Source organism: Allochromatium palmeri (assembly GCF_009720725.1).
GTDB lineage: Bacteria > Pseudomonadota > Gammaproteobacteria > Chromatiales > Chromatiaceae > Thermochromatium > Thermochromatium palmeri.
Genome location: NZ_WNKT01000003.1, coordinates 1 through 22,276 on the forward strand (window position 1 = coordinate 1; position 22,276 = coordinate 22,276).

Sequence of the window (22,276 nt, forward strand, 5' to 3'; positions counted from 1 at the left end):
ACGCTCACCGTCGGCAGCGCGCAGCACGATCTGCGCCCGCTGCACCAGGCTGTGGGCGGTTTCACGGCTTCGCGCCAAACCTTCCAGGACGGTGCGTGGTTCAGGGGGTAGCTCAATCAACGGGGCAGGACGGGCCATGGGAAGCGACTCACAATCAGGCTGTGGGAGAATGATGAGCGATTATCCCGAAAATTCACAGTGCGCGGTACTAGCTCGAATCCGCGCCGATGGCATCAGTCGCGGTCGAGAATATAGACCTCGACCCGGCGGTTCTTGCCACGCCCCTCGGCGGTCGTGTTGTCGGCGATCGGGCGCGTCGGTCCCAGCCCCTCGGCAGTCAGACGCCCTTCATCCACGCCGCGTTCGACAAGTGCCTGACGAACCGCCTCGGCACGCTGGAGTGACAGGCTTTGGTTCAGCGCTGCACTGCCGAGACTGTCGCTATGCCCCTCGATGCGCGCAGTCAGCTCGGGATGGCTCTTAAGGAGTGCGGCGATGCGGTCCAGACTCTCCAGCTCGCCGGCCGGTAGCGTCGCCTGGCCGATGGTAAAGCTCAGATCGGATTCAGCCAGATTCAGGAGCAACCCGTGCTCGGTGAAGGTGCCATTGAGCTGGGCGAAACTGGTTTGCAGAGCGCGCAAACGGGCCAGTTCATCCGCCGCCTCACCCTGATCGGCTGACGGCGCCGACTGGCGTGCCGTCTCCAGCTCGGTTTCGAGCGCGGCGATCTGCTGCTGAGCGTCAGCCAAGGCCTGATCGGCGCTCTGAGCGCGTGCCTGCTCCAGTTCGGCTTCAAGCGACGTGATCTGTGCCTGGGCTTCGTTCAGCGCCGTATCCAGCGCCGGATCGCTCTGAGCCTCGGTACGCACGGTCTGCAACTCAGCTTCGAGTGATTCGATCCGCGCTTGCGCCTCGACCAGCGCCTGACTGTCGTCCTGCATGGCTGTCTCGGCCGCCTGCTGGAGTTCAGCCAAACGCGTGCGCGCCTGCTCCAGTGCTTCGTTCAACGCCGCTTGTGAGTCTTCGGCCTGGGAGCGCGCTGTCTCCAGACTGGATTCCAGCTCCTGGATACGCGCCTCGGCAGCGGTCAACTGCTCGGCAGCTTGGGCCTCGTCGTTGGCCTCGGTACGGACCGCCTCCAGTGCTGTCTGCATCTCGGCCAGGCGCTGATCGCGTTCGGCCAGTGCTGCATCGCGTGCAGCGGCGGTCTCTGCATGCTGCTGCTCCAGAGCCGCGCGCGCCTCGCGCTCGGCGTTCAGCTCGGCTTCGAGCGCGGCGACCCTGGCCAGTGCTTCGCGCGCCTGTCCAGCCTGAGCGGCATCATGCTGGCTCAACTCAAGATCCATGCGCACTTGCTGCAGTTCAGTCTGAGACTCGGCCAGACGCGCGCGCGTGGCCTCCAGTTCCTTATAGTTCGTCTCGAACTCGGCCTTGGTGGTGGCGAGTTCGTCGGCGAGCGCCTGAGCCTCGGCGATACGGCCAGCGGGCGTGCCCAAGGGGCCCAGTTCCTGGATGGTCCTGAGCAGTTCAGCGTCTTCGGGTGTGGTACGCGCCAGGGATACACGCTCGTTGAGATGGCGCTCCAGCTCGGCGATGCGCTGCTGATGACTGGTCGCGGCCTCGGCGATGGTGTCATTGACCCGGCTCAGATCCGCCTTCAGCCCCTGCACCTTGGCGCGCTCGGCTTCCAGTTGCGCCCAGATCTCGTCGTGTATCGCCGCGAGACGTTCCTGCTCGGCGATGGCTCGGGCCGTTTTTTGACGCTCGTCGGCCAGCACCGCCGCGTGCGCGGCCTTGATGCCCTCCATGTCCTGACCCAGACCGACCTTGATCTCTTCGAGCATATGGATCTGGTCGTTCAGATCCTGCTTCTCGTCCTTGAACTGCTCCTTGAGCGCATTGATATCGGCGCGGCTGGCGTTCCAGCCCTCCTCGGCCGCCAGACGCCGTGCCTCGGTCTCCTTGACGCGATTGCTCAGTTGAACGATGAGGCCGTCCTTCTCAGCGAGCTGCGCGTTGAGTCGGTCGTCGTACCAGTCATAGAGGATGTAGACGCCAACCAGCGCCAACATCAAGGCAAAGGCAATCAGTTTCCAGAAGGATTGACTACCGGACTGAGGGCGGCTTGGCTCGGACATCATCGTCTCCTGAAAATTTGCACCGGGCGATTATCGCGTACTTGCGCGGCTGATCCCAGCACAGCCGTGGCGATCTGGCAGCGCTTCGATCTCAGGCATCGCCCGCGACCGTCCGCAGCGCCTGCTGGGCGATCTCCAGTTCTTCATTGGTCGGGATGACCAGGATCCTGACGTCGCCCCCGGGCACGCTGATGCAGCGCTCACCGCGCAGGGCGCGTGAATTATTGAGTTCGCTGTCAATCAGGATGCCCAGACGCTCCAGTCCCTCGCAGGCGCGACGGCGGATCTCAGCAGCATTCTCGCCGATACCGCCGGTAAAGACGATGGCATCGACCTGACCCAGCTCGGCGTAATAGGCGCCGATATATTTCTTGAGCCTGTGGGTGGTGATGGCGATGGCCAGCTCGGCGCGCTCATCACCGGCGGCGGCCAGTTGATCGATCTCGCGCATGTCGTTGACACCGCACACACCCAGCAGTCCGCTCTGACGGTTGAACAGCCGGTCCAGCCCGTCGGCATCCAGCCCCAGATGCTTGCACAGATAGATAACGACGGCCGGATCGATGTCGCCACTGCGTGTGCCCATGACCAGCCCTTCGAGCGGCGTCAGGCCCATGGACGTATCGACGCACTGTCCGGCGCGGATCGCCGTGGCGCTCGCACCATTGCCCAGATGCAAGGTAATCAGATTGCACTGATCGAGCGGCTTGCCGAGCTGTTCGGCGGCGCGCTTGGCGACATAGTGATGCGAGGTGCCGTGGAAACCATAACGGCGGATGCGATGCTCGCTATAGAGCGCCTCGGGAATGGCATAGCGATAGGCCGCCGGCGCCATGGTCTGATGAAACGCCGTATCGAAGACCGCCACCGAAGGCACGCCTGGAAAGTTCGCGCGCGCCGCCTCGATGCCGGCCAGATGGCCGGGGTTGTGCAGCGGAGCGAGCGGAACCACCTCGCGGATAGCTTCGATCACAGCCTCATCAATGGGCGCCGGCTGCTTGAAGCGCACCCCGCCATGGACCACGCGATGCCCGATGGCCGCCAGCTCGCTGACCTCGACCAGCACCCCGCTGTCACGCAGCGCACGGATGATGTAATCGATGCCCTGCGCGTGACTCGGAATCGGCAGTGACTCCTGGCTCGAATGCGACGCCTCATCAGCGTCGAGCCAGTTGAGCTTGACCTCGCCTTCCGGCTCACCGATGCGCTCGACCAGGCCCGAGGCCAGCGCCTGCCAGTCCTCGACGCGGAAGAGTTGATATTTGATCGAGGAACTACCCGAGTTGAGAACCAGAACCTTCATTAAGCCGTTTCCTCGTTGGTCGTCATGGTTGCGACGGATTCGCTCTGCGCCTGGATGGCGGTGATCGCTACAGTATTGACGATATCCGTGACGGTACAGCCACGACTGAGATCATTGACCGGCTTGTTCAGCCCCTGAAGCACCGGGCCGATGGCCACGGCGTTGGCGCTGCGCTGCACGGCCTTGTAGGTATTGTTGCCAGTATTGAGGTCGGGGAAGATGAGCACGGTCGCATGACCCGCGACCTCACTGTCTGGCATCTTGGAGCGCCCGACCTCGATGTCGACGGCGGCATCGTACTGAATCGGTCCCTCGACCTTGAGATCGGGCCGACGCTCGCGCACCAGACGCACCGCCTCGCGCACCCGGTCGACGTCCTCGCCCTTGCCCGAGCTGCCGCTCGAATAGGACAGCATGGCGATGCGCGGCTCGATACCGAAGGCCAAAGCCGTTGAGGCCGAGCTGATCGCGATGTCGGCCAGTTCCTCGGAGTCGGGGTTAGGATTGACCGCGCAGTCGCCATAGACCAGCACCCGATCCGGCAGACACATGAAGAACACGCTGGAGACCAGCTTGACGTCCGGTTTGGTCTTGACCGTCTCGAACGAGGGCCGGATGGTGTGCTGAGTGGTGTGGGTCGCGCCCGAGACCATGCCATCGGCGTCGCCATGATAGACCATGAGGGTGCCGAAATAGCTGACATCCTGCAGCACGTCGTGCGCCATCTGCTCGGAGATGCCCTTGTGCTTGCGCAGCTCGTAGTAGGTCTGGGCATAGCGGAGGCGATCGGGCGAATCGACCGGATCGATGATGCGGATGTCGTCGAGATCCAGACCCAATTCAGCGGCGCGGCGGTAGATGCGCTCGGGATTGCCAAGCAGCGTCAGCTCGGCGACCTTGCGCAGACTCAGGATCTCGGCGGCGCGCAGGATGCGCTCGTCGCCGCCCTCGGGCAGCACGATGCGCTGGCGCCTGGATTTGGCGCGGCGGATCAGCTCGTACTCGAACATCAGCGGCGTGACCCGCTCGGAGTGATGCACGGCCACGCGCCCGCGCAGCTCCTCAAGATCGACATGCGCCTCGAAGACACCGAGCGCGGCGGCGATCTTGCGCTCGTCGCCCGGCAGCAGGCTCGATTCGATCCCGCTGACGTGCATGGCGGTGGTGAAGGTATCGGTCGGCACCTGGAGGATGGCAACCTTGGTGCGGCGCAGACCATCGATCAGATCGCGGACCTTTTCAGCAGGTTGCAGACCGCCGGTGAGCAGCAGCCCGGCCACGCGCGGAAAGGCCGAAGACACATCAGCGGCCAGACTTGCCAGGATGATATCCGAGCGGTCACCGGGCGTGATGATGAGACAGCCGTCCTCGACATAGCGCAGGAAATCCGGGATCTCCATGGCGGCGATCTTGTAGTTGGTGACGACCTGATGCAGGGCATCGCCCTCGCCATAGAGACATTCAGCGCCGAGTGCCTGACGGATCTCGCCCATGGTCGGCATGCCGAGCGCCGGCTGTTCGGGCAGCACATAGATGGTCTCGGTCTCAGTGAGCAGATGCTGGACCCGGCTACACACCGCCTCCAGATCGTCCGGCGCCACGCCATTGAGCACGCTGGCCAGAAAATCCGCGCCGCGCTCGCGCATCAGCTCGTGTGTGATGTGCAGCGCATCCCAGGCTTCCTGTGGTGTACGCCCGAAGCCCTTGACCACGGCCACCAGGCTGCAACCGAAGTTGTTGGCCAGATCGACGTTGAAGCCGAACTCCAGCGAGGGGATGAGACCGTTGTAGTCGGTGCCGGCACAGACGACCAGATCGCACTGCTCTTCGAGCATCTTGAACTTGTTCATGATGAGCTTGAGCAGCTCGTCATAGCGCCCGCTGCCGATGAACTGACGCGCCGTCTCCACGGTGCAGCCGTAGAGCATCTCGGGTGGAAAGGGCAGTTCGTAACGGGCGCAGATCAGGGCGGTGAGATTGTCCAGCTCAGCGCCCCTGGGCGCGAAGGGACGGAAGAAACCGACCTTGCGGCCAACCGCTGACAACATCTCCATAAAACCCAGGACGACGACCGACTTGCCGCTACCGGCACCGGCGCCAGCGATATAGATGCTTTGCATGATGTCACTCTAACGAAAAAAAGATCAGCCGCGCGTCTGGCGCGGCTGCTGAAATGCTGCATTGCGCAAAAATACCAGATTCTCTGCGGCAAGGGGCGACCGGGATATGACACCGGCCTCAGGGCGCCTCAGGTTGACGCAACGCCCGCGAGTCGCTGTCGCCCGGCGTGCGATCGGAGTGCGAGTGGATATCGTCGAGCACCTCACTCAGACGATAGAAGTCGACGACCGCATCGAGCCGCTGCAACTCACGGCCTCGTTCATCGAAGAACAGGAGCGCCGGCGCATGCTGGAGTCCAAGTTCATCGGCCCAGGCGCGCGCCGTGGTGCGCTGGCCGTCTGGCGTGATGACGGGCGTATCGGAGCGCCTGTCGAGCTGGACCGCATCGAGTGCCTCGAACCCTCGCTGGATCTCGGGCGCGCGCCGCACCTGACCGTGAAGCAGGTCGCAGGCGTGACAGTCGCCGCGCTCGAAGAAAACCGCCAGCGGCCGTGCGGACGGAAGACGTCGGTCGAGTACATGGGGCGGCGGACTGAAGAACGGCTGATCGTTGAGATCCTCGCTGTCGAAGACCAGACGCTCGTCGCCGCGCGCCAGATAGTCGTCGAAGGACTCGCGCTGATAGTGACCGTCGGCGACGTATTCGAGCGCGGCCCGGAATTGATAGGGCGGATAATAGCCGCGCAGCCTGAGCGCCAGCCGACCCTCGGCGTCATAGAACAGGAGCGAGGGCGTGAAATCGGTCTGCTCGCGCCGCGCCCAGGTGTGTTCGTCGAGTCGTTCGCCGTCGAGCGTTCTGACCTCGGCGCGGCCCTGGATGTCGATGGGTACCAGATCGAAATGATGGCGGAGATAGGCGAGGATATCCGGGTCGGCGAGGTTCACACGCATGAATCGTTCACAATGGACGCAGTGGTTCTGGCCGAAATAGACCATGAGTCCGCGCTTGCCGGTGGCGATGGCGGCTTCGAGGTCGGCGCGAATGTCGAGCCGATCCGACAGGAACCAGTCCGGATACGCCGCCGTCTCACTGACATGCTGAGCTAGCGTGCCACCCTGCGGTTCCAGGTCGTCGGGTCGATCAAACGCCGGCAACGCTGAGCTGAACACGATCAGCACTGAAATGAGGTTCTTTCGAGCCAGGGCCGAAAGCTCAATCGTCCAGGCCATATTGGTGCATCACCACTTGCCGCAAGCGGCCTGTCAAGTCCCCGGAGATTGTAGACGCGCTTTTTGAAGAGTTCGGGGCGTTTTCATGCCATCCGAGCGCAGGTGCGGCGAACACCTCCAAGTAGCGTCGGGCGGGGCCATCATGACGCCGCGCGATGGCTCAATCTTTCATCAGGCGGCCCTGGCCTCCGTCTCGGCCCACAGGCCCCGAATCTGTTTGAGCGTTTTTTCTGCCGACTGAAGTGCCTCCACAGCATCACGTCGATCCGGGTGACGCTCGACCTCTTCACGCATCGTTTGACAAAACGCCTCCCAGTCAGACACGCGGAGACTACCCGGCTCTTCGTAGATGTAACGCATGTATTCATCGCTCATTCGATCACCTTCCGCGCCATCGCTAAAACCGACTCGCTGTTGAGAGCGTAGCGGATCGCACCTTGTCTTTCCAATAGCAACGCCATGACGACTTGCCATAGCCCGGCTTGTGCCGACTCCTGGCTGACGTGGCCACGGCTCACCGCGCGCATGGTCAGCATCTTGGCTTGAGAAGAAGCGTCCTGAACAAGGATCTCGGCGACAGGTACCGGCAACGCATCGCCATTTCGTTCGGCACTCGACCAGCCGCCAAGGTGTCCATGGGCATCGACTCGCGCAAGATCAGGCCGCCCAAGCAGTAGGCGGAGGTCAGGGCGGCTCAGACTATCCCCTGTTGGGTGGTTGTGGTGCAGGATCACCCGGGCATTCGAGGAATCAAATTCCGGCACTTTCAGCGAGTTCTGAAACTCTCCGCCAAAAGAAACCGTGGTCCCATCGGCCAATACTGCCATGCCATGTTCTTTGCCGGTCGCGATCCCTTTGCGCATGACTTCATCACGTGCACGGTTGTGGATCGGCCCGAGATCAACAGGCAACAGATCACGGCCAAGGCTCCTAATTCTTAGGATCGCATGACCGGCGAGCTTACCACAGCACCCAGCGTCCCAATCCGATGTACCTCTGGCGGCCCATCGAAGATGTCGATCAGGCGATCATCCTTGGGCGCCGCGTTGCGCTCGGCCTATCCGCCCGACCGGGGCGGGTGGCGGATCGAATCAGGTGGCCTGAGGCTCCTGCACATGAAAGACCAGCCCTTGCTCGACAGCGTACTCAATCATCTGATACGCCATCAGGCGACAGGCTCGTGGGCTGTACTTGTCACGTTCATCGATCTGGATCTCGGACACCTGATAACAGGTGCCGAAGTCCGCGTTTGCCAAGGCCACCGCTTCCTGAACCACAGCGGCAACCGGGCGTAGATCATTCAGCGGCTCGACGCCAAAGCGCAACCCAAGATAGTGATCGTTCAAACCCGTGATCCTGGCGGCTTTCAACCAATCGCCTTGCTGTACGATCTGCATCACACGGACTCCGGGCATTAAGCCGCATTGGACTGCGGCGCCTCCCAAGCTTGCCTGATGCCATCGAGCATGAACTCCGCGAACCGAAGCGCCTCGATGGCGTCATCACGATCAGGATGTTGAGCCACTTCTTCGCGCATTGCGGCGCAAAAATCTTCCCAGTCAGCTATGCGCAGACTAGAGGGTTCTTCATAAACATAGGTCATCATTCGACACTCCTTCATTTCAAAATCTTTCGCGCTATCTCTCTGACGGACTCGCTATTCAAAGCGTAGCGGATCACGCCCTCGCTTTCCAAAATGAACGCCATCACCACTTGCCATAACCCGGCCCCAGCCGCGTCAGCCTCAAGCTGCTTCCTGGAGACAGCCTGTTCAACCAGCCGATTGGCGCGCGAAGCGGCATCCTGAATCAGGGTCAGTGAGACGATTTTTGAGGCTGGACCAGCCACACGCTCACAACTGGCCCATCCTCCCGCGTGTCCGTGAGCATCAACCCGTCCGATATCGCGGCGTTCGAGTAGCAGACGGATATCCGCGCGGCTGAAACTGTCCCCGCTGGGGTGATTATGATGGATGGTCACCGAACCTTGCGGTGCGTCAAACTCCGGGACATCGAGCCGATTTTCATACTCGCCGCCAAAGGATAGCGTTGTTCCGTCCTCGAACACCGCCACACCATGCTCCTTACCTGTGGCTTTCCCAAGACGCACAACTTCATCGCGTGCACGATTATGGATCGGCCCGAGATCGACCGGCTTGAGGTCTCCGGCCAGTGCGGCTAATTCTTCTGATCGCATGACAGGAAAGCTTACCACGCACCTCTGGCCGCTTGACGTTGATCACCTGGATCAGGCGCTCGCCCTTTGGGTGTCGCATCGTGCTCGCCCTATCCGCCCGACCGGCTCCCGGCCATCCGGTAGTGCTCTCCCTCGCGCTGGACCAGGCCCAGTTCGGCCAGGGCGGCGAGGGCGTCGGCGATCAGGGGCGCGGTCTTCTTCGGGTCTTTGAAGCCGGCGACCAGGGCGTCCAGGGTCAGGGCTTCGTCGTTCAGGGTTTCGCGCACGGCGGCGATCTGGTCGCGCATTCCTTTCGGCCAGGGGCGTTTTTTGAGCTTGGCGGGGGCGGTGGCGTCGGTGCGGGGCGGTGTCTCGGTGTCGGGCGCGAGGTCGGTCTCCGTCTCCAGTGGCGCGGCTGTTTGCTCGGGGGTGGGAGCGGCGTTGGGGTTCTGATAGTCGGGACGGAGCCAGCGGATTTGGCCGCGTGCTTCCTCGGCGGCGCGTTCGGCGTTGAGTTCGACGAGGCGTTGCAGCAGGTGTTCTTCGGCCTCGGTCTGGGCTTCGGGTTTGTCGGGAGGCGGGGTGGTGGCTCCGGGGCGACCGATCAGCCGTTCGGCCAGGTCGTCCCAGCCATAGGCGGCGAAGACGGCGCGGTCGAGGTCGTCGTGGAGTTCGGCGAGCAGTGAGACCAGTCCCTGTTCATGGATAAGGCGCTCCTTGGCGAGGAGCGCGGGCGTCCCGCCCGCATGCGGGCCAGAGGCCCGCGCTCCCAGGGTCCGGAGTTTTTCGAGCACGTTGTACATCCCGGTCAGGGTCAGTTCGGGATGGGCGGCCTGCTGGCGTTTGCGGTGGGCGTCGAGCCGTTCAGCCAGATCGCGGATGGTGGCGGCTTGCTCGGGTGTGGCGTCGGGAAACGGGAAGGTCTCAAAGCAGGTGGTTTTGACGTAGACCGGATCGTTACCGACACCGAGCCGACTTCCAGCCGCCAACGACCAAGCGACATGCGGACGGCTCGACAGAATGCCGAGCATCAAGGCATCGTCGCTGGCGATGTTGACCAATTTGTTGTCGGGCAGGATCGTGGCATCGAGGAACTGAAAGATCCGGTGCTTCATCGTTTCGACGGTAGCGATGAAGCGCGGCAATCCGGCGAGTTGCTGGCGTAGCTTCGGATTCGGTTCGCCGAACAGCCACCAGTTCCGACGACGCACCTCGCGCTTGTTCTGATCGCGCTCGGGCTTGACGCGGTCGAGCACACGTTGATAGGTCGCTGGATACCGTTCACGCGCTTCTTCTGCGGTCAGCCCGAACAGGTCGATGACCATGACGCCACGCGGCTTGTCGGTCAGGTCACGCCCGTTGCGATAGTGTCGGATATGCTGCTCCAGCCCTGAAACCTGGCCCAGCCCGAAACTCTCAGCTTCTTCCGGCGTGATGATGAATCCAGCGCCGAATAGGCAGAAACCGCGATTGCTGATGTCACCGTTGGCGCGTAATGGCGTTGCTCCCGCGACATTCACGCCGATCTTCAAATCCGCAAAGATCCGCCCGACCCGCTCCTGCAACTCGACCTGCACGCCATCCTGATCGCTTCCAAGTTCCTCGCGCACCTGAAGCAACCGCCCCTCGCGCTCCCCGGCCACGCCCACCGTCATCGCAATCCGCACCTGCGCCCCATCCGCCGCATCCACCCAGGGATGATCGGGAATGGCAAAGGCCAGCGCCAGCGGCGGCTTGGCTGCCATCTGAGCCTGGATCACCCGCCGATTGAAGGTCTGCCGAATCGAATTGGTCGTGATGAAACCAAAGCCCTTCACCCGCCCCGTCCGCACAGTCTCCGCCGCAATATGCCACCAGTACATGACGAAATCCGCCGACTCCGGCACCTCCGGCCAGGTCTGACGCACTGCGTCCACATAGCCATCCCCAAGCGCACGCCGCATGGTCGCGGCCCCAATAAACGGCGGATTCCCCACAATGAAATCCGCCTCCGGCCACTCCGCCCGACGCGGCTCGACATACCGCACCTGCGCCACCCGCGCCGACTCGTCCGGAATCGCCTCGCCCGTCACCGGACTGACCCGCATCGTCACTCCATCCCAGCGCGTCACCGCCCGACCATCCGCGTCCGCAACCGGCTCGACCGCCGCATAATCGATCAACGCATCCCGATGCCGGATATTGTGGAAATCCCGCAACACCGGCTCCGGCGGATTGACGTTGCCATAGGTGCGGAAATGCCATTGCAGATAGCCGATCCACAGCACCAGCTCCGCGATCCGCGCCGCACGCGGATTGACCTCCAGCCCCAGAAACTGATGCGGATCGACCGTCAGCCCAGCCAGCTCGAACGCCCCGGATTTGACCAGACCGCCCAGCACCTCCAGCACCTCGCCTTCGAGCCGCTTCATGTGCTCCAGGGTCACATAGAGAAAATTCCCGCTCCCGCACGCCGGATCCAGAATGCGCGTCGAACACAACTGATGATGAAAGGCGCGGATCTCCGCCACCGCCTCCGCCGTCTTGCCGCGCGCGTGATAATTGAGCGCCGCCGCCTGCACCTCCGCCCACTCGGCGCGCAACGGCTCGATCACCGTCGGCAACACCAGCCGCTCGACATAGGCACGCGGCGTATAGTGCGCCCCCAGCTTGTGCCGCTCGCGCGGATCGAGCGCCCGCTCCAGCAGGGTACCGAAGATCGCCGGCTCGACCTCGCGCCAGTCGGCCTCGGCGGCCTGGATCAACAGCCCGATCTGCGCCGCCGACAGCGCGATCACCTCCGGCTCGGCGAACAGCCCGCCATTGAAACGCGGCAGCGCCGCATCGAGCGCCGGCGCAAACCCGCCGCTGTTCATGGTCTGCCACAGACTGAGCAACTGCGGCGCGAAGGACTCGGGCCTGGCCTGCAACCGCTTGAGCAGTTCGGTGAACCCGCGCTCAGGCAACAGCCCCACGTCCTCGGCGAACATGGTCAGCAGACAGCGCATCAGAAACCCGGCGACCCGCTCGGCGGCCTGCCCATCGGACTCCAGCGACTTGGCCAGCCCGGCCAGCCGATCGGCGATCTGGCGCGTGACCTGTCCCGCGCGGCGGCTGGGATCGAGACTGAGCGGATCGAGCCAGAGCGCGCGCAGACGGGCGCGGATCTCGGGATCGCGCAACTGCTCCAGCCGGATGGTGTGACGGCGCGCGTCGGGAAAGGCGACATAGTGCCCGCCCGAGCGGCTGAACTCGGCATAGAGCGTGAACGCGCGCCCGACATCGACGATGACGATGAAGGGCGGACGCCCTTCCTCGGGCGGCAGACAGCGGATGTAGTTCTCCGACTGCTGACGCGCCTTGACGATGGCCGTATCCCAGCCGCCGCTACCCGTCCGTTTGCCGGTGTCCTTGCCTTCGAGGATGAAGCACCCGCGCCGATAACAGTCCACCGCGCGCGTAGTCTGACCGCCATCGGCGAAACGCTCGATCAGCTTGCGCTCGAACACATAGGCATTGTCGCCATGCTCGGACCCGGCGGGATCGGGCGACGGCAGGTCGAGCAGCGCGCAGAGTTCCAGAATGAACATCTGGAGATTGGCCCGCTCGTTACCGCCGTGGCTGGCGCCGCTGCTCCAGCGGGCGATGAAGGCGGCGACGGCCGGTTCGATGTCTGGGTCAAGGATTGGCACGAAAAGCGTCCTGAATACTCAAAAACCTGTCTACAATCCGCGGCAACTTGACGCCTTTCGAGCCCGATGCCGTATGACCACGACCAATGACCCCATCGACTGGACCCAGATCGACACTGTCTTCCTCGACATGGACGGCACCCTGCTCGATCTGCATTTCGACAACCATTTCTGGCTCGAACACGTTCCGCGTCGCTATAGCGAGGCACGTGGCCTGTCGTTCGAGGCCGCCCGTGCCGAACTGCTGGCTCGCTATCGCGACATCGCGGGCACGCTCGAATGGTACTGCGTCGACCACTGGAGCCGCGAGCTGGGCCTGGACATCGTGCTGCTCAAACGCGAGGTCGAACATCTGATCGCGGTCCATCCGCATGTGATGGATTTCCTGGAATTCCTGGCCGCGCTCGGCAAGCGGCGCGTCCTGGTCACGAACGCCCACCAGAAAGCGCTCGCGCTCAAACTCGAGCGCACGGCGCTCGCCGGTCATCTGGAGCGCATCGTCTGCGCGCACGATCTCGGTCTCGCCAAGGAGTCGCCCGACTTCTGGCCCGCCTTCCAGCGCATCGAGCCATTCGACCCCGAGCGCACGCTCTTCATCGACGACAACCCGAGTGTACTGCGCGCCGCGCGCGCGCATGGTTTCCGCTGGCTGCTGGCGGTGGTGGCGCCCGACTCCAGGCGGCCACCGCTCACGACGGCGGACTTCCCCGCGATCCACGACTTCTCGGCGCTGTTGGGGAACCTCGCGGGCGCAGAAAAATAGAGAACGCCGGCGCGGGGGATGCACCCTGTGTTGCGTCCTGTTGCTTCTGGGGCGGTCGCCGGCGTAGGCGACCGCGCAGACGGTTCAGTCCACGACCTCCGGGGTCTCGGACGGGTGGCCCCCGGCGTTGCCTGAACCGTCCTCCCCGACCGGTTTGCGTCGACGACGACGACGCTTGGGCCGGGTTTCGGACTCATCGGCCTCGGACTCGGCGTCGATAACGGGCCGCGGCGTTTTGGACGGTGCCGCGACTGGCTCGACCACTGCCGGTTTAGTCGGTTTGGTCGGTTTGGTCGGCTTGAGCCGCAGCGGGCTGGTCAGCGCCGCCGGTTCGAGCTGACCGCGCGCGCGGCGGACGCGGCGGATGATCGGCATATCGGGGATCTCCAGCTCCGGCCCGATCCGCTGAGGCCACTCGTCGACGAGCTGGTCGAGAATGCTCTCGTCGAGCGTCTTGAGCCGGATCGATGCCGTCGCGTCCGGGCGATTAGGCGCCACCGGCTCCTCGGGCTGGACGAGCGGGGCGGCGGGTGTCTCGATGCGCGCCGCGATAATTTCGACGACCTCGACGACTTCAGCCGTGATGGCCGGTTCGATCGGGCTGACCGGCGTCTCGGCCGGACGCTCGCGTACTGGACGCCGCTCACGCCCGCGCGTGCTGCCGCGTCCGTCACTGCGCTCGCGTCCACCACGTCCATCGCGCCGTTCCTCGCGGTCGGCGCGATCCGGACGGATCCGACTGCGCGGATCGATGTCGGCAAGCAGGGCCGGATCAACGGGCGCGACCGGCACCTTGGCCTCGATGTACTGCTCGATGTCGAGCAGACAGAAGGCATAGGTCTCGCAGACGAAGCTGACCGCATCCCCTGTCGCCCCGGCGCGCGCGGTGCGCCCGATGCGGTGCACATAGTCCTCGGGATCTTCCGGCAGGTCGTAGTTGACGACATGGGTCACGTTCGGGATATGCAGACCGCGCGCGGCGACATCGGTGCCGACCAGCACCGGCAGGGCGCCGTTGGTGAAGTCGCGCAACAGCTTGAGCCGCTTGGGCTGGGGCACGTCGCCCGAGAGCACGGCGGTGTCGATGCCGTTGCCCTGGAGATAACCCCAGACGCGGTCGGCCTCGCGCTTGGTGTTGACGAAGACGATGATGCGCCCGTCCGGCCAGCCGCGGATGAGCCCGAGCAGCAGCGGGATCTTCTCCTCGTTGGCGGTCATGTAGCAGACCTGACGCACCCGATCGGCCGTGACCTGCTCGGTCTCGATCTTGACCAGACGCGGATGGTTCATGTGCTCATAGGCCAGTTCCGTGACCCGATAGGAGAGCGTGGCCGAGAACAGCATCCCGAGCCGCTGCTCGACCGGTGGCATCTGGCGGAACAGATAGCGGATGTCCTTGATGAAGCCGAGATCGAACATGCGATCGGCCTCGTCGAGCACCACCACCTCGATACTCCGGAGGTTGAAGACGTGCTGCTTGTAGTAGTCGATCAGCCGCCCAGGCGTGCCGATCAGGATGTCGACACCGGCGGCCAGCTCGTCGCGCTGCTGCTGATAGCCGGTGCCGCCGAAGACCACGGTCGAGCGCAGACCCGTGTGCTTGGCCAGCGACACGGTATCCTTGTGGATCTGCACCGCCAGCTCGCGCGTCGGGGCCAGCACCAGCGCCCGTGGATGACGGCGTTGCTCGACGGCTTCGGCGGATTCAGGCGCGTCAGGCGTCGGGTTCAGCAGACGCTGCATGAGCGCCAGCAGAAAGGCCGCCGTCTTGCCGGTGCCGGTCTGGGCCTGTCCGGCGACGTCCTGGCCGTCCAGAGCGATCGGCAGGGTCTCGGCCTGGATAGGCGTGCACTGGGTGAAGCCGGCGTCGGTGAGACCGGCGAGGATCCGGGGATCGAGCGCGAAACTGTCGAAACGGATCGAGGTCAGATGTGTATCGGTCATGAAGCTATACGAACGTCCGGGTTGGCCTGCTGAGCGGTTTCGAAGCCTCGCGGACGGCAAGGCTTGCAAATTACCTTCGCTTTGGATCAAATAGCATCTTACTCAAGGGCCGATATCAACGCCAATTCGCCGGCCCGCTCCTCGTCCCGATCCGCGCGACGCCGCTCCGGCGAGCCTTCACGCCCTTCACCAATCCATAAAATCAAATAAATATTAATGGGAGACGACTTCAGTGAGCGATAGCATCGTCCATGTGACCGATGACTCTTTCGAAGAAGAGGTTCTGAAATCCCCCGATCCAGTGCTGGTCGACTACTGGGCTGACTGGTGCGGACCCTGCAAGATGATTGCTCCCGTGCTCGACGAGATCGCCGGTGAATATACCGGGCGCGTCAAGATCGCCAAGCTCAATATCGATGAAAACCCCAACACCCCGCCTCGCTACGGCATCCGCGGCATCCCGACCCTGATGCTCTTCCGCGGCGGCGAGGTCGAGGCCACCAAGGTCGGCGCTGTCTCCAAGTCCCAGTTGACGGCCTTCATCGACAGCAATCTCTGAGCCTCGCACTCAACGGAACCCTGGCGCGGCCCCGCGCCACAGAGGACACTCACCCGAAATCGAATCCACCCTGGGCGTCCATCCGGACGCCTTCTCTCCGGCCGGCACGCCGCCCACCCGCCGCACTCCCCAGTGACATCGCTTCCACAGGGAGGCGCGGCCCGCCAGCCACGACCTCTGCCCCAACGAACAACCGTGATGAATCTAACTGAACTCAAGAAGATGCCGGTGCCCAATCTGGTCGCCCTGGCGCAATCCATGGACATCGAAGGTGTCGGCCGCTCGCGCAAGCAGGATCTGATCTTCGCGATCCTCAAGGCCCAGGCCAAGAAGGGCGAGGATATCTGCGGCGATGGCGTGCTCGAGATCCTCTCGGACGGGTTCGGTTTTCTGCGCTCGGCCGATGCCTCCTATCTGGCCGGCCCGGATGACATCTATGTCTCGCCGAGCCAGATCCGGCGCTTTGCGCTGCGCACCGGCGACACCATCTCGGGCAAGATCCGCCCGCCCAAGGACGGCGAGCGCTATTTCGCGCTGCTCAAGGTCAACGACATCAACTTCGACCGTCCCGAAAACGCCAAGTCGAAGATCCTGTTCGAGAACTTCACGCCGCTGTTCGCCCAGAAGCGTCTGACGCTGGAGATCGGCAACGGCAGCACCGAGGACATTACCGCCCGCACCATCGATCTGGTCGCGCCTATCGGCCGGGGTCAGCGCGGACTCATCGTCTCGCCGCCGAAGGCCGGTAAGACCATGATGTTGCAGAACATCGCCCAGTCCATCGGTCACAATCATCCCGACTGCTATCTGATCGTGCTGCTCATCGACGAGCGTCCCGAGGAAGTGACCGAAATGGCGCGCTCGGTGCGCGGCGAGGTCATCTCCTCGACCTTCGACGAGCCGGCCACCCGTCACGTTCAGGTCGCTGAGATGGTGATCGAGAAGGCTAAGCGTCTGGTCGAGCACAAGCGCGATGTGGTCATCCTGCTCGATTCGATCACACGCCTGGCGCGCGCCTATAACACGGTCGTACCCTCCTCCGGCAAGGTGCTCACCGGCGGTGTCGACGCCAACGCCCTGCAACGGCCCAAGCGCTTCTTCGGCGCGGCGCGCAATGTCGAGGAAGGCGGTTCGCTGACCATCCTCGCCACGGCGCTGGTGGACACCGGCTCGCGCATGGACGATGTGATCTACGAGGAGTTCAAGGGCACCGGCAACATGGAGATCCACATGGACCGCCGGATCGCCGAGCGGCGCATTTTCCCCTCCATCAACATCAACCGCTCGGGCACCCGGCGCGAGGAGCTGCTGATGGGCGCCGCTGAGCTGCAGAAGATGTGGATTCTGCGCAAGATCCTGCACCCGATGGACGAGCTGGCCGCGATGGAATTCCTGCACGACAAGCTCAAGGCGACCAAGACCAACGATGAGTTCTTCTCGTCGATGAAGGGCTAAGCCGTCGGCTCAGCCGTTGGGACGTCCCGGCCCTCGGAGGCGCCGCCCCGTGGCATGGCAATAATCTGGTTGCGCCCGGACTCCTTGGCCATATAGAGCCGACGATCGGCAACATCGACAAAGGCGTCGAGGCTCTCGCCGCAATGCTGAGCCACGCCGCCGCTGATCGTCAGTTCCAGACCGGGCATCGACCACTCGATGCTGGCGACCGCGTCGCGGATGCGCTCGGCGACCTCGGTGGCTTCGGCCAGGTCGGCATGCGGCAGGATCACCAGAAATTCCTCGCCGCCATGGCGCCCGGCCACGTCGACCTCGCGGACACAGGATTGGAGCACGCCGCCGACACAGACCAGCACGTCGTCGCCCACATTGTGACCGAAGGTGTCATTGATGCGCTTGAAGAAATCCAGATCAAAGAGGATGGCCGAGAGTGTGTGATGGTAGCGATCGGCCAGTTCGATCTCATGATTGAGGCGCTGATAGAGATAGCGCCGATTGTAGAGTCCGGTCAGCGTATCGGTGAAGGAAGCCGTGCGCAATTCCTCCTGGACCGTTTTCAGCTCGCTGACATCGGCCAGACCGATGAGCCGGCTCGTTCTCCCCGAAAAGCGCAGCGGCACCGAAGAGGCCAACGCCCAGTGTGTCCGGTCATGCGTCAATCCATCGAAATTGACCTCATGCGTCTCGCCGGCCTGGGTCGGGAGCGTCAGGCCGGCTAGCGCGCGCCAGGCCTCGCTGTCGAGGCAACCCTCGACCGTTTCATGCAGATCCAGATAACGCTTGGCCGCCGCGTTGGCACGGCGCGGGAACGGCTCATCATCGGCCTGGAGCAGCATCGGGAAGGGCGCGGCCTCGAAGACCGCACGCAGGTTGTGCTCGCTCTCGCGCAAGCGACGCAGGAAACGCTGAGCCTGAAACCAGGCATAGCCGATCGACAGCAGGATCAATCCGGCCACCCACAGCAGGGTGCGGCCCAGATCGCCGGTCAGATCGCGCAGGAAACGGGGGCTGGAATAACAGGTCGCCACGCCGATGAGCAGGCGATCCTGGGGATGATAAAGCGGAATGCGCGACACGAAACAGCGATCACAGGCCGTGGTACCAAGATCCAGATCCAGACTGCCCGGCGGGACACGGAACAGATCATAGTCGAACATCAGACTGATGCGCTGGATGAAGTGCTCCTGCGTCGATCCGTCTTTGAAGAGCAGGATCGATCCCAGCGCCGACACCAGTTCACGCTGCAAGTGCTCCGGATCCTGGTACTCACCGAGCACACGTTCCAGACCCTGGACCTGCGATTGGGCCAGGACGGCCGCCCGACTCTCGGCCTCGGCGCGCAGCGTCGGCTCCAGCACCAGAAACCAGTGCGCGGCGACCACCAGCATCAACATCACGCCGAGCAGGCCGAAGATCAGCGCCAGATAGCCCTCCAACCGTGACGACAGATAGCGCGCGATCTGGTGCAGGCGTTTAATGACCATCATGGAGGCGCGCCACATCGAGAAAGAAGGGTTTGAAGCGAATCCCGGCCCGACGCGCCTGCGTCGGGCTGACAAAGGGTAGAACACGATCAGCGACATAAATGCCCGCAACGGCCCCGCCCTCGACCGCACCGGCGAAGGGCGAGAAGACGAGCGTGCGATAGCGCTCGGACCAGAGGCGCTGCTGTCGTGGCGGCAGATCGACACTGGAGACGAAGACACCGACCGGTCTCGGACCGGAATAGGCGTCGAGTTCAGCCGCTGACACGGCGCGTATCTCCAGTGGATAGTCGCGAATCCGCTCCACCGACTCCAGATTCGCGACCACTGGGCGCGTGCTGGCGCTCGATCCGGTGTAGACCACCAGCACCAGCAGCGAACCCCTGGGCGTCAGCCAGGTCTCGATCGCTTCGAGCGCGCCGACACAGGCCGGGAACAGCTTGAGTCCGACGCGCACCCGCTGCTCGTCCTCGCGCCAGAGTGTCTGGCCCTCGCCGGGCGCGCTGTGCAGGACGAGCAGCGGCATGAATCCCAGCAGCAATCCCAGCAGCAGTGGGCGGGTGTCGGCGGCGTTCATCGGCGAGTGCCGGCTCAGAAAGCGTAGCTCACGGACAGCCACCAGCGACGTCCCGCCCTGGGATAGCCGTCTGGATAGATCAGATCGACCCCGCCGAAGCTGGTAAGGATCTGCGGATAGTACACACGCGTGTTACCCAGATTCTTCACGCCGGCATGCAGCGACATCCCCTTGGCCAGCGTCTGATAATTGAGCGTGAGATCGAGCGTGGTCGAATCGTCCAGATCCGAATACACGGCCTCATCAAGGCGATGACGCTTGCCGACATAGTGCAGTTGCAGCGCGGCCAGCCAGCGCTCATGTGGACGCCACAGCAGGCCCAGATTGCCCAGCCAGCGCGCACCGCCCGGCAGGGCCGTGTCGCTGCCGGGCCGCACCGCATCGACATAGGACAGATTGGCGTCGATCTTGAGCTGCGAGCCGAGTCGCTGAATGTATTCGAGTTCGACACCGCGCAACCGGACATCCTCGGCGTTGACATACCCATCCTCGGTGATTTCGTCGAACAGCACGGGGTTGGTCAGATCCGAGTGGAAGGCTGTCGCACGCGCTTCCCAGTTCGGCTTGGTCAGGATATAGCCGAGTTCGAAGGTATCGATCTCGCTGGCGTCCAGGTCGACCTGGGCGGCATATTCGAGTTCGTAGAAGGTCGGCGGACGGAAGGCGCGCGCGTACTGAAATTTCAGCACATTGGCGTCGTCGATCCGCCATACGGCCGCCGCGCGCGGGCTGAGCAGGGAACCGGCGTCACTGTAATCGTCGTAGCGCAGGGTGGCGGTTAGGGTGAGCTGATCGCTGGCGCGGTATTCATCCTGCACGACCAGACCGAGGATGGTGCGGTCGTGGTCGGTGTCGAGCCAGGTCGAGGAGATCTCGAACGGGAGATTGGTCCACTCCCACTTGGCCTGATCGATGCTGATCCGGCTGAGTTCCAGGCCGAACAGCGCCGTATGGTCGGGATTCGGACGCCAGAAGATATCCGCTAAGCCACGATGGCGCGTCTCCTGATAGTCCTGGTCCATATAGATCGGCTCGTCGGCCAGATAGCTGGCCGGGAAGACATAGAGCTGGTCACGGTCGCGCTCCTGACGCAGGAACTCCAGTCGCAGCCTGGCGCTGAGCGTTGCGGACAGACGCGGGTCATAACCGAGCTGGGCCAAGACGGTGTGCTGAAGCGAGGCCAGATTGTTGTCGGCGGGGGGCAGGAAGTGATTAACGCCGAAATAGTCGCCGTAGCTGTTCTCGATCAGCTTGAGATCGAGAAAGAGGCCGCGCCACTGGAGATTGGTGAAGGCGGCCTTGTAACGCTGGGCCTCGTTGGAATGGCCGGGGGCGTTGGAGAGATACGACTCACCGAGCGCGGCCAGCGCATCCTCGTTCACCCGCACGCCGGCATCATTGCTCTCGAGTCCGGTCAGATTCAGCGACAGGCTCAGGTCGCGTTCCGGATCGTCCCAATACCAGATGCCGCCCAGGCCCGATCCGCCGTCCTCGCTGGCCTGGAGACGGAGCTGGCGCTCGCCTGTGCGGGTGATGACGTTGACGACACCGGCATAGGCATACTCGCCATGCACCGAGGAGCCGGGACCACGGATGACTTCGATGCGCTCGACCTGTTCGATCGGGATGTTGAGCACGCTGTTGGCGGTTGCAAACAGCGAGGAGTTCATGGAGACGCCATCGAGCATGATCTTGATGTTGCCCGAGGCATAGCCATGCCCGACACCACGGCTGAGCACCTGGCGCTCGCCGGTCATCTCCAGCCCCAGACTCAGTCCGGGCACCAGGGCCAGCGACTCCCAGACCGTGCGCGCGCCCCGCTGCAGGAGGTCGTCGCCGTTGAGGATGGTGACCATGCCGGGAACGAAGTTAGCGTTCATGCCGCTCTTCGTCGCCAGTTCGGTTGCCCCCTCCAGCACGTCCAGCAGATCCTCGCGCTCGGCCGCATCCGCAACGGACACGCTTTGCATGAGTGCTGACAGCGCTACAACAGTTGATAGGCGGCAAATGGGCGCGAATGGGCGTTCATTTGCAATCATAATGTGAAATTTCTAACGATCAGTGGGCCGATTCCATGTGAGTTTATACACCTCATGGCAATTTCACAGATACCGTTCGTCCGATTAAGGACTGAAACAGACGCCCAAAACAACGATAAAAAACAATTTAAAGAATTGATAAAAAGCAGTGAACGATACGGCCCGCACGCTCAATGCATCCTACGAATAGGCTGTTTTTTGGACATCAGCGGACGACACAACGGCCGAGACAGTTGACGTCGGCTCAGACAGCGCGCACTCGGCCTTCTGGATCAGCAGACGCGCCTCGCGGCCATCCTGTGGATAGACCGCTTGGCCAATCCTCACATCGAGCTTGACTGAATGCCCTTCCACTAACAGCGGAGGGTTCAACCGGTGCCGAATCCGATCGGCGATCAGAGACGCCGTGTGCGACGCATCGACCGTTTTGAGGATCACGGCGAAGCATTCACCACCCTCCCACAGCACCGTGTCGTAACGGCGGATTCCATCCTTCAGTCGCGCGGTCAGTACCTGCGGCCAGGACGGCTCCGGCGGGCGAGTGCTGTCGTCATCGGTTATCACGCACCTCAGCCGGAGCAAGGCGAATGGCGTGCGTTCATGACAATGCACGGCAACGGCCGTTTCCAGTCGGGGCCTATCCGAGGCCGATTCGGTTCTGGAGCCCGTCGTGGGGGCCGCCATGCGAACCGTCGGCTGCATTCGTGGCATACGTTTGGGGAAACCCGTCGGCTTTGACTGGTTTTCAGGCAGAATGAAGAACGTATGCAGGGGCATGGATTCGAACATTGGCTTAACCAGGGTCAATTCTTTGCGTGGAGATCACCTTACGTCTTGATTTCACGCTGCAATGACCCATGCCTTCAACCTGTGAAAT

Annotated in this window: 18 protein-coding genes; 3 read left to right on the plus strand and 15 right to left on the minus strand. The window is 63.2% G+C overall.

All coding sequences use genetic code 11. From position 1 onward, the window contains the following. Positions 1 to 233 precede the first annotated feature (233 nt). The 10 genes from GJ668_RS02245 to GJ668_RS02290 all read right to left on the minus strand — a co-directional run bounded on the left by GJ668_RS02245 (position 234) and on the right by GJ668_RS02290 (position 12,578). Positions 234 to 2,138: an OmpA family protein gene (locus GJ668_RS02245; protein WP_186342830.1), complete on the minus strand. Its 1,905-nt coding sequence runs from the start codon at positions 2,136 to 2,138 to the stop codon at positions 234 to 236. A gap of 91 nt (positions 2,139 to 2,229) precedes the next feature. After that, entirely contained in the window at positions 2,230 to 3,441 is a 1,212-nt protein-coding gene (locus GJ668_RS02250) for an acetate/propionate family kinase (RefSeq protein ID WP_155448498.1), read from the minus strand. Beyond that, positions 3,441 to 5,561 carry a phosphate acetyltransferase gene (pta, locus tag GJ668_RS02255; RefSeq protein ID WP_155448499.1) on the minus strand — a complete coding sequence of 707 codons (2,121 nt, stop codon included), beginning with the start codon at positions 5,559 to 5,561 and terminating at the stop codon, positions 3,441 to 3,443. The genes GJ668_RS02250 and pta overlap by 1 nt, the downstream gene beginning before the upstream one ends. Before the next feature lie 118 nt (positions 5,562 to 5,679). After that, positions 5,680 to 6,732 carry a thioredoxin family protein gene (locus tag GJ668_RS02260; protein WP_155448500.1) on the minus strand — a complete coding sequence of 351 codons (1,053 nt, stop codon included), beginning with the start codon at positions 6,730 to 6,732 and terminating at the stop codon, positions 5,680 to 5,682. Positions 6,733 to 6,903: 171 nt separating this feature from the next. Then, positions 6,904 to 7,107: a hypothetical protein gene (locus tag GJ668_RS02265; RefSeq protein WP_155448501.1), complete on the minus strand. Its 204-nt coding sequence runs from the start codon at positions 7,105 to 7,107 to the stop codon at positions 6,904 to 6,906. Further along, entirely contained in the window at positions 7,104 to 7,643 is a 540-nt protein-coding gene (locus GJ668_RS02270) for a hypothetical protein (protein WP_155448502.1), read from the minus strand. The genes GJ668_RS02265 and GJ668_RS02270 overlap by 4 nt, the downstream gene beginning before the upstream one ends. Positions 7,644 to 7,823: 180 nt before the next feature. Then, on the minus strand, positions 7,824 to 8,129 hold the full coding sequence (locus GJ668_RS02275) for a hypothetical protein (protein ID WP_155448503.1): 306 nt from the start codon (positions 8,127 to 8,129) through the stop codon (positions 7,824 to 7,826). A 17-nt stretch (positions 8,130 to 8,146) separates the two neighbouring features. Then, positions 8,147 to 8,338, minus strand: coding sequence for a hypothetical protein (locus GJ668_RS02280; RefSeq protein WP_155448504.1), 192 nt, complete (start codon positions 8,336 to 8,338; stop codon positions 8,147 to 8,149). A gap of 11 nt (positions 8,339 to 8,349) precedes the next feature. After that, positions 8,350 to 8,928 (minus strand): hypothetical protein, encoded by a 579-nt coding sequence (locus GJ668_RS02285; RefSeq protein ID WP_155448505.1) that lies wholly within the window; start codon positions 8,926 to 8,928, stop codon positions 8,350 to 8,352. Between the two features lie 89 nt (positions 8,929 to 9,017). Continuing rightward, the gene (locus GJ668_RS02290; protein WP_222930744.1) at positions 9,018 to 12,578 is read right to left on the minus strand and encodes a class I SAM-dependent DNA methyltransferase; all 3,561 of its coding nucleotides are present in this window, start codon (positions 12,576 to 12,578) and stop codon (positions 9,018 to 9,020) included. Positions 12,579 to 12,651: 73 nt separating this feature from the next. Here GJ668_RS02290 and yrfG point away from each other — a divergent pair, with 73 nt between their 5' ends. After that, positions 12,652 to 13,341, plus strand: coding sequence for a GMP/IMP nucleotidase (gene yrfG, locus GJ668_RS02295; RefSeq protein ID WP_155448506.1), 690 nt, complete (start codon positions 12,652 to 12,654; stop codon positions 13,339 to 13,341). Between the two features lie 84 nt (positions 13,342 to 13,425). On the opposite strand, the gene GJ668_RS02300 is transcribed toward yrfG, so the two are convergent. Then, positions 13,426 to 15,285, minus strand: coding sequence for a DEAD/DEAH box helicase (locus GJ668_RS02300; RefSeq protein ID WP_155448507.1), 1,860 nt, complete (start codon positions 15,283 to 15,285; stop codon positions 13,426 to 13,428). Between the two features lie 232 nt (positions 15,286 to 15,517). Between GJ668_RS02300 and trxA the strand changes: the two genes are divergently transcribed. After that, a complete protein-coding gene (trxA, locus tag GJ668_RS02305; RefSeq protein ID WP_186342831.1) occupies positions 15,518 to 15,844 on the plus strand; it encodes a thioredoxin TrxA in 327 nt (108 codons plus the stop codon). A 198-nt stretch (positions 15,845 to 16,042) separates the two neighbouring features. Beyond that, positions 16,043 to 17,299 carry a transcription termination factor Rho gene (gene rho / locus GJ668_RS02310; protein ID WP_155448508.1) on the plus strand — a complete coding sequence of 419 codons (1,257 nt, stop codon included), beginning with the start codon at positions 16,043 to 16,045 and terminating at the stop codon, positions 17,297 to 17,299. Here rho and GJ668_RS02315 read toward each other — a convergent pair. The 4 genes from GJ668_RS02315 to GJ668_RS02330 form a co-directional block, all read right to left on the minus strand. Further along, positions 17,296 to 18,786: a GGDEF domain-containing protein gene (locus tag GJ668_RS02315; RefSeq protein WP_155448509.1), complete on the minus strand. Its 1,491-nt coding sequence runs from the start codon at positions 18,784 to 18,786 to the stop codon at positions 17,296 to 17,298. The two genes, rho and GJ668_RS02315, sit on opposite strands and share 4 nt — an antisense overlap. Continuing rightward, complete coding sequence (locus GJ668_RS02320; protein ID WP_343032164.1) at positions 18,773 to 19,402, minus strand: hypothetical protein; 630 nt, start codon at positions 19,400 to 19,402, stop codon at positions 18,773 to 18,775. The genes GJ668_RS02315 and GJ668_RS02320 overlap by 14 nt, the downstream gene beginning before the upstream one ends. Further along, entirely contained in the window at positions 19,375 to 21,330 is a 1,956-nt protein-coding gene (locus GJ668_RS02325) for a TonB-dependent receptor plug domain-containing protein (RefSeq protein ID WP_246194597.1), read from the minus strand. Before GJ668_RS02325 ends, GJ668_RS02320 begins: the two co-directional genes overlap by 28 nt. A 249-nt stretch (positions 21,331 to 21,579) precedes the next feature. Next, positions 21,580 to 22,188 (minus strand): diguanylate cyclase domain-containing protein, encoded by a 609-nt coding sequence (locus tag GJ668_RS02330; RefSeq protein WP_155448511.1) that lies wholly within the window; start codon positions 22,186 to 22,188, stop codon positions 21,580 to 21,582. Positions 22,189 to 22,276: the final 88 nt, after the last annotated feature.

Bases quoted from the DNA above. Each gene is read 5' to 3' on its own strand.
- GJ668_RS02245 (WP_186342830.1), bottom strand. From the start codon at position 2,138: ATGTCCGAGCCAAGCCGCCCTCAGTCCGGTAGTCAATCCTTCTGGAAA.
- GJ668_RS02250 (WP_155448498.1), bottom strand. From the start codon at position 3,441: ATGAAGGTTCTGGTTCTCAACTCGGGTAGTTCCTCGATCAAATATCAA.
- pta (WP_155448499.1), bottom strand. From the start codon at position 5,561: ATGCAAAGCATCTATATCGCTGGCGCCGGTGCCGGTAGCGGCAAGTCG.
- GJ668_RS02260 (WP_155448500.1), bottom strand. From the start codon at position 6,732: ATGGCCTGGACGATTGAGCTTTCGGCCCTGGCTCGAAAGAACCTCATT.
- GJ668_RS02265 (WP_155448501.1), bottom strand. From the start codon at position 7,107: ATGAGCGATGAATACATGCGTTACATCTACGAAGAGCCGGGTAGTCTC.
- GJ668_RS02275 (WP_155448503.1), bottom strand. From the start codon at position 8,129: ATGCAGATCGTACAGCAAGGCGATTGGTTGAAAGCCGCCAGGATCACG.
- GJ668_RS02280 (WP_155448504.1), bottom strand. From the start codon at position 8,338: ATGATGACCTATGTTTATGAAGAACCCTCTAGTCTGCGCATAGCTGAC.
- GJ668_RS02285 (WP_155448505.1), bottom strand. From the start codon at position 8,928: ATGCGATCAGAAGAATTAGCCGCACTGGCCGGAGACCTCAAGCCGGTC.
- yrfG (WP_155448506.1), top strand. From the start codon at position 12,652: ATGACCACGACCAATGACCCCATCGACTGGACCCAGATCGACACTGTC.
- GJ668_RS02300 (WP_155448507.1), bottom strand. From the start codon at position 15,285: ATGACCGATACACATCTGACCTCGATCCGTTTCGACAGTTTCGCGCTC.
- rho (WP_155448508.1), top strand. From the start codon at position 16,043: ATGAATCTAACTGAACTCAAGAAGATGCCGGTGCCCAATCTGGTCGCC.
- GJ668_RS02315 (WP_155448509.1), bottom strand. From the start codon at position 18,786: ATGATGGTCATTAAACGCCTGCACCAGATCGCGCGCTATCTGTCGTCA.
- GJ668_RS02325 (WP_246194597.1), bottom strand. From the start codon at position 21,330: ATGCAAAGCGTGTCCGTTGCGGATGCGGCCGAGCGCGAGGATCTGCTG.
- GJ668_RS02330 (WP_155448511.1), bottom strand. From the start codon at position 22,188: ATGTTCGAATCCATGCCCCTGCATACGTTCTTCATTCTGCCTGAAAAC.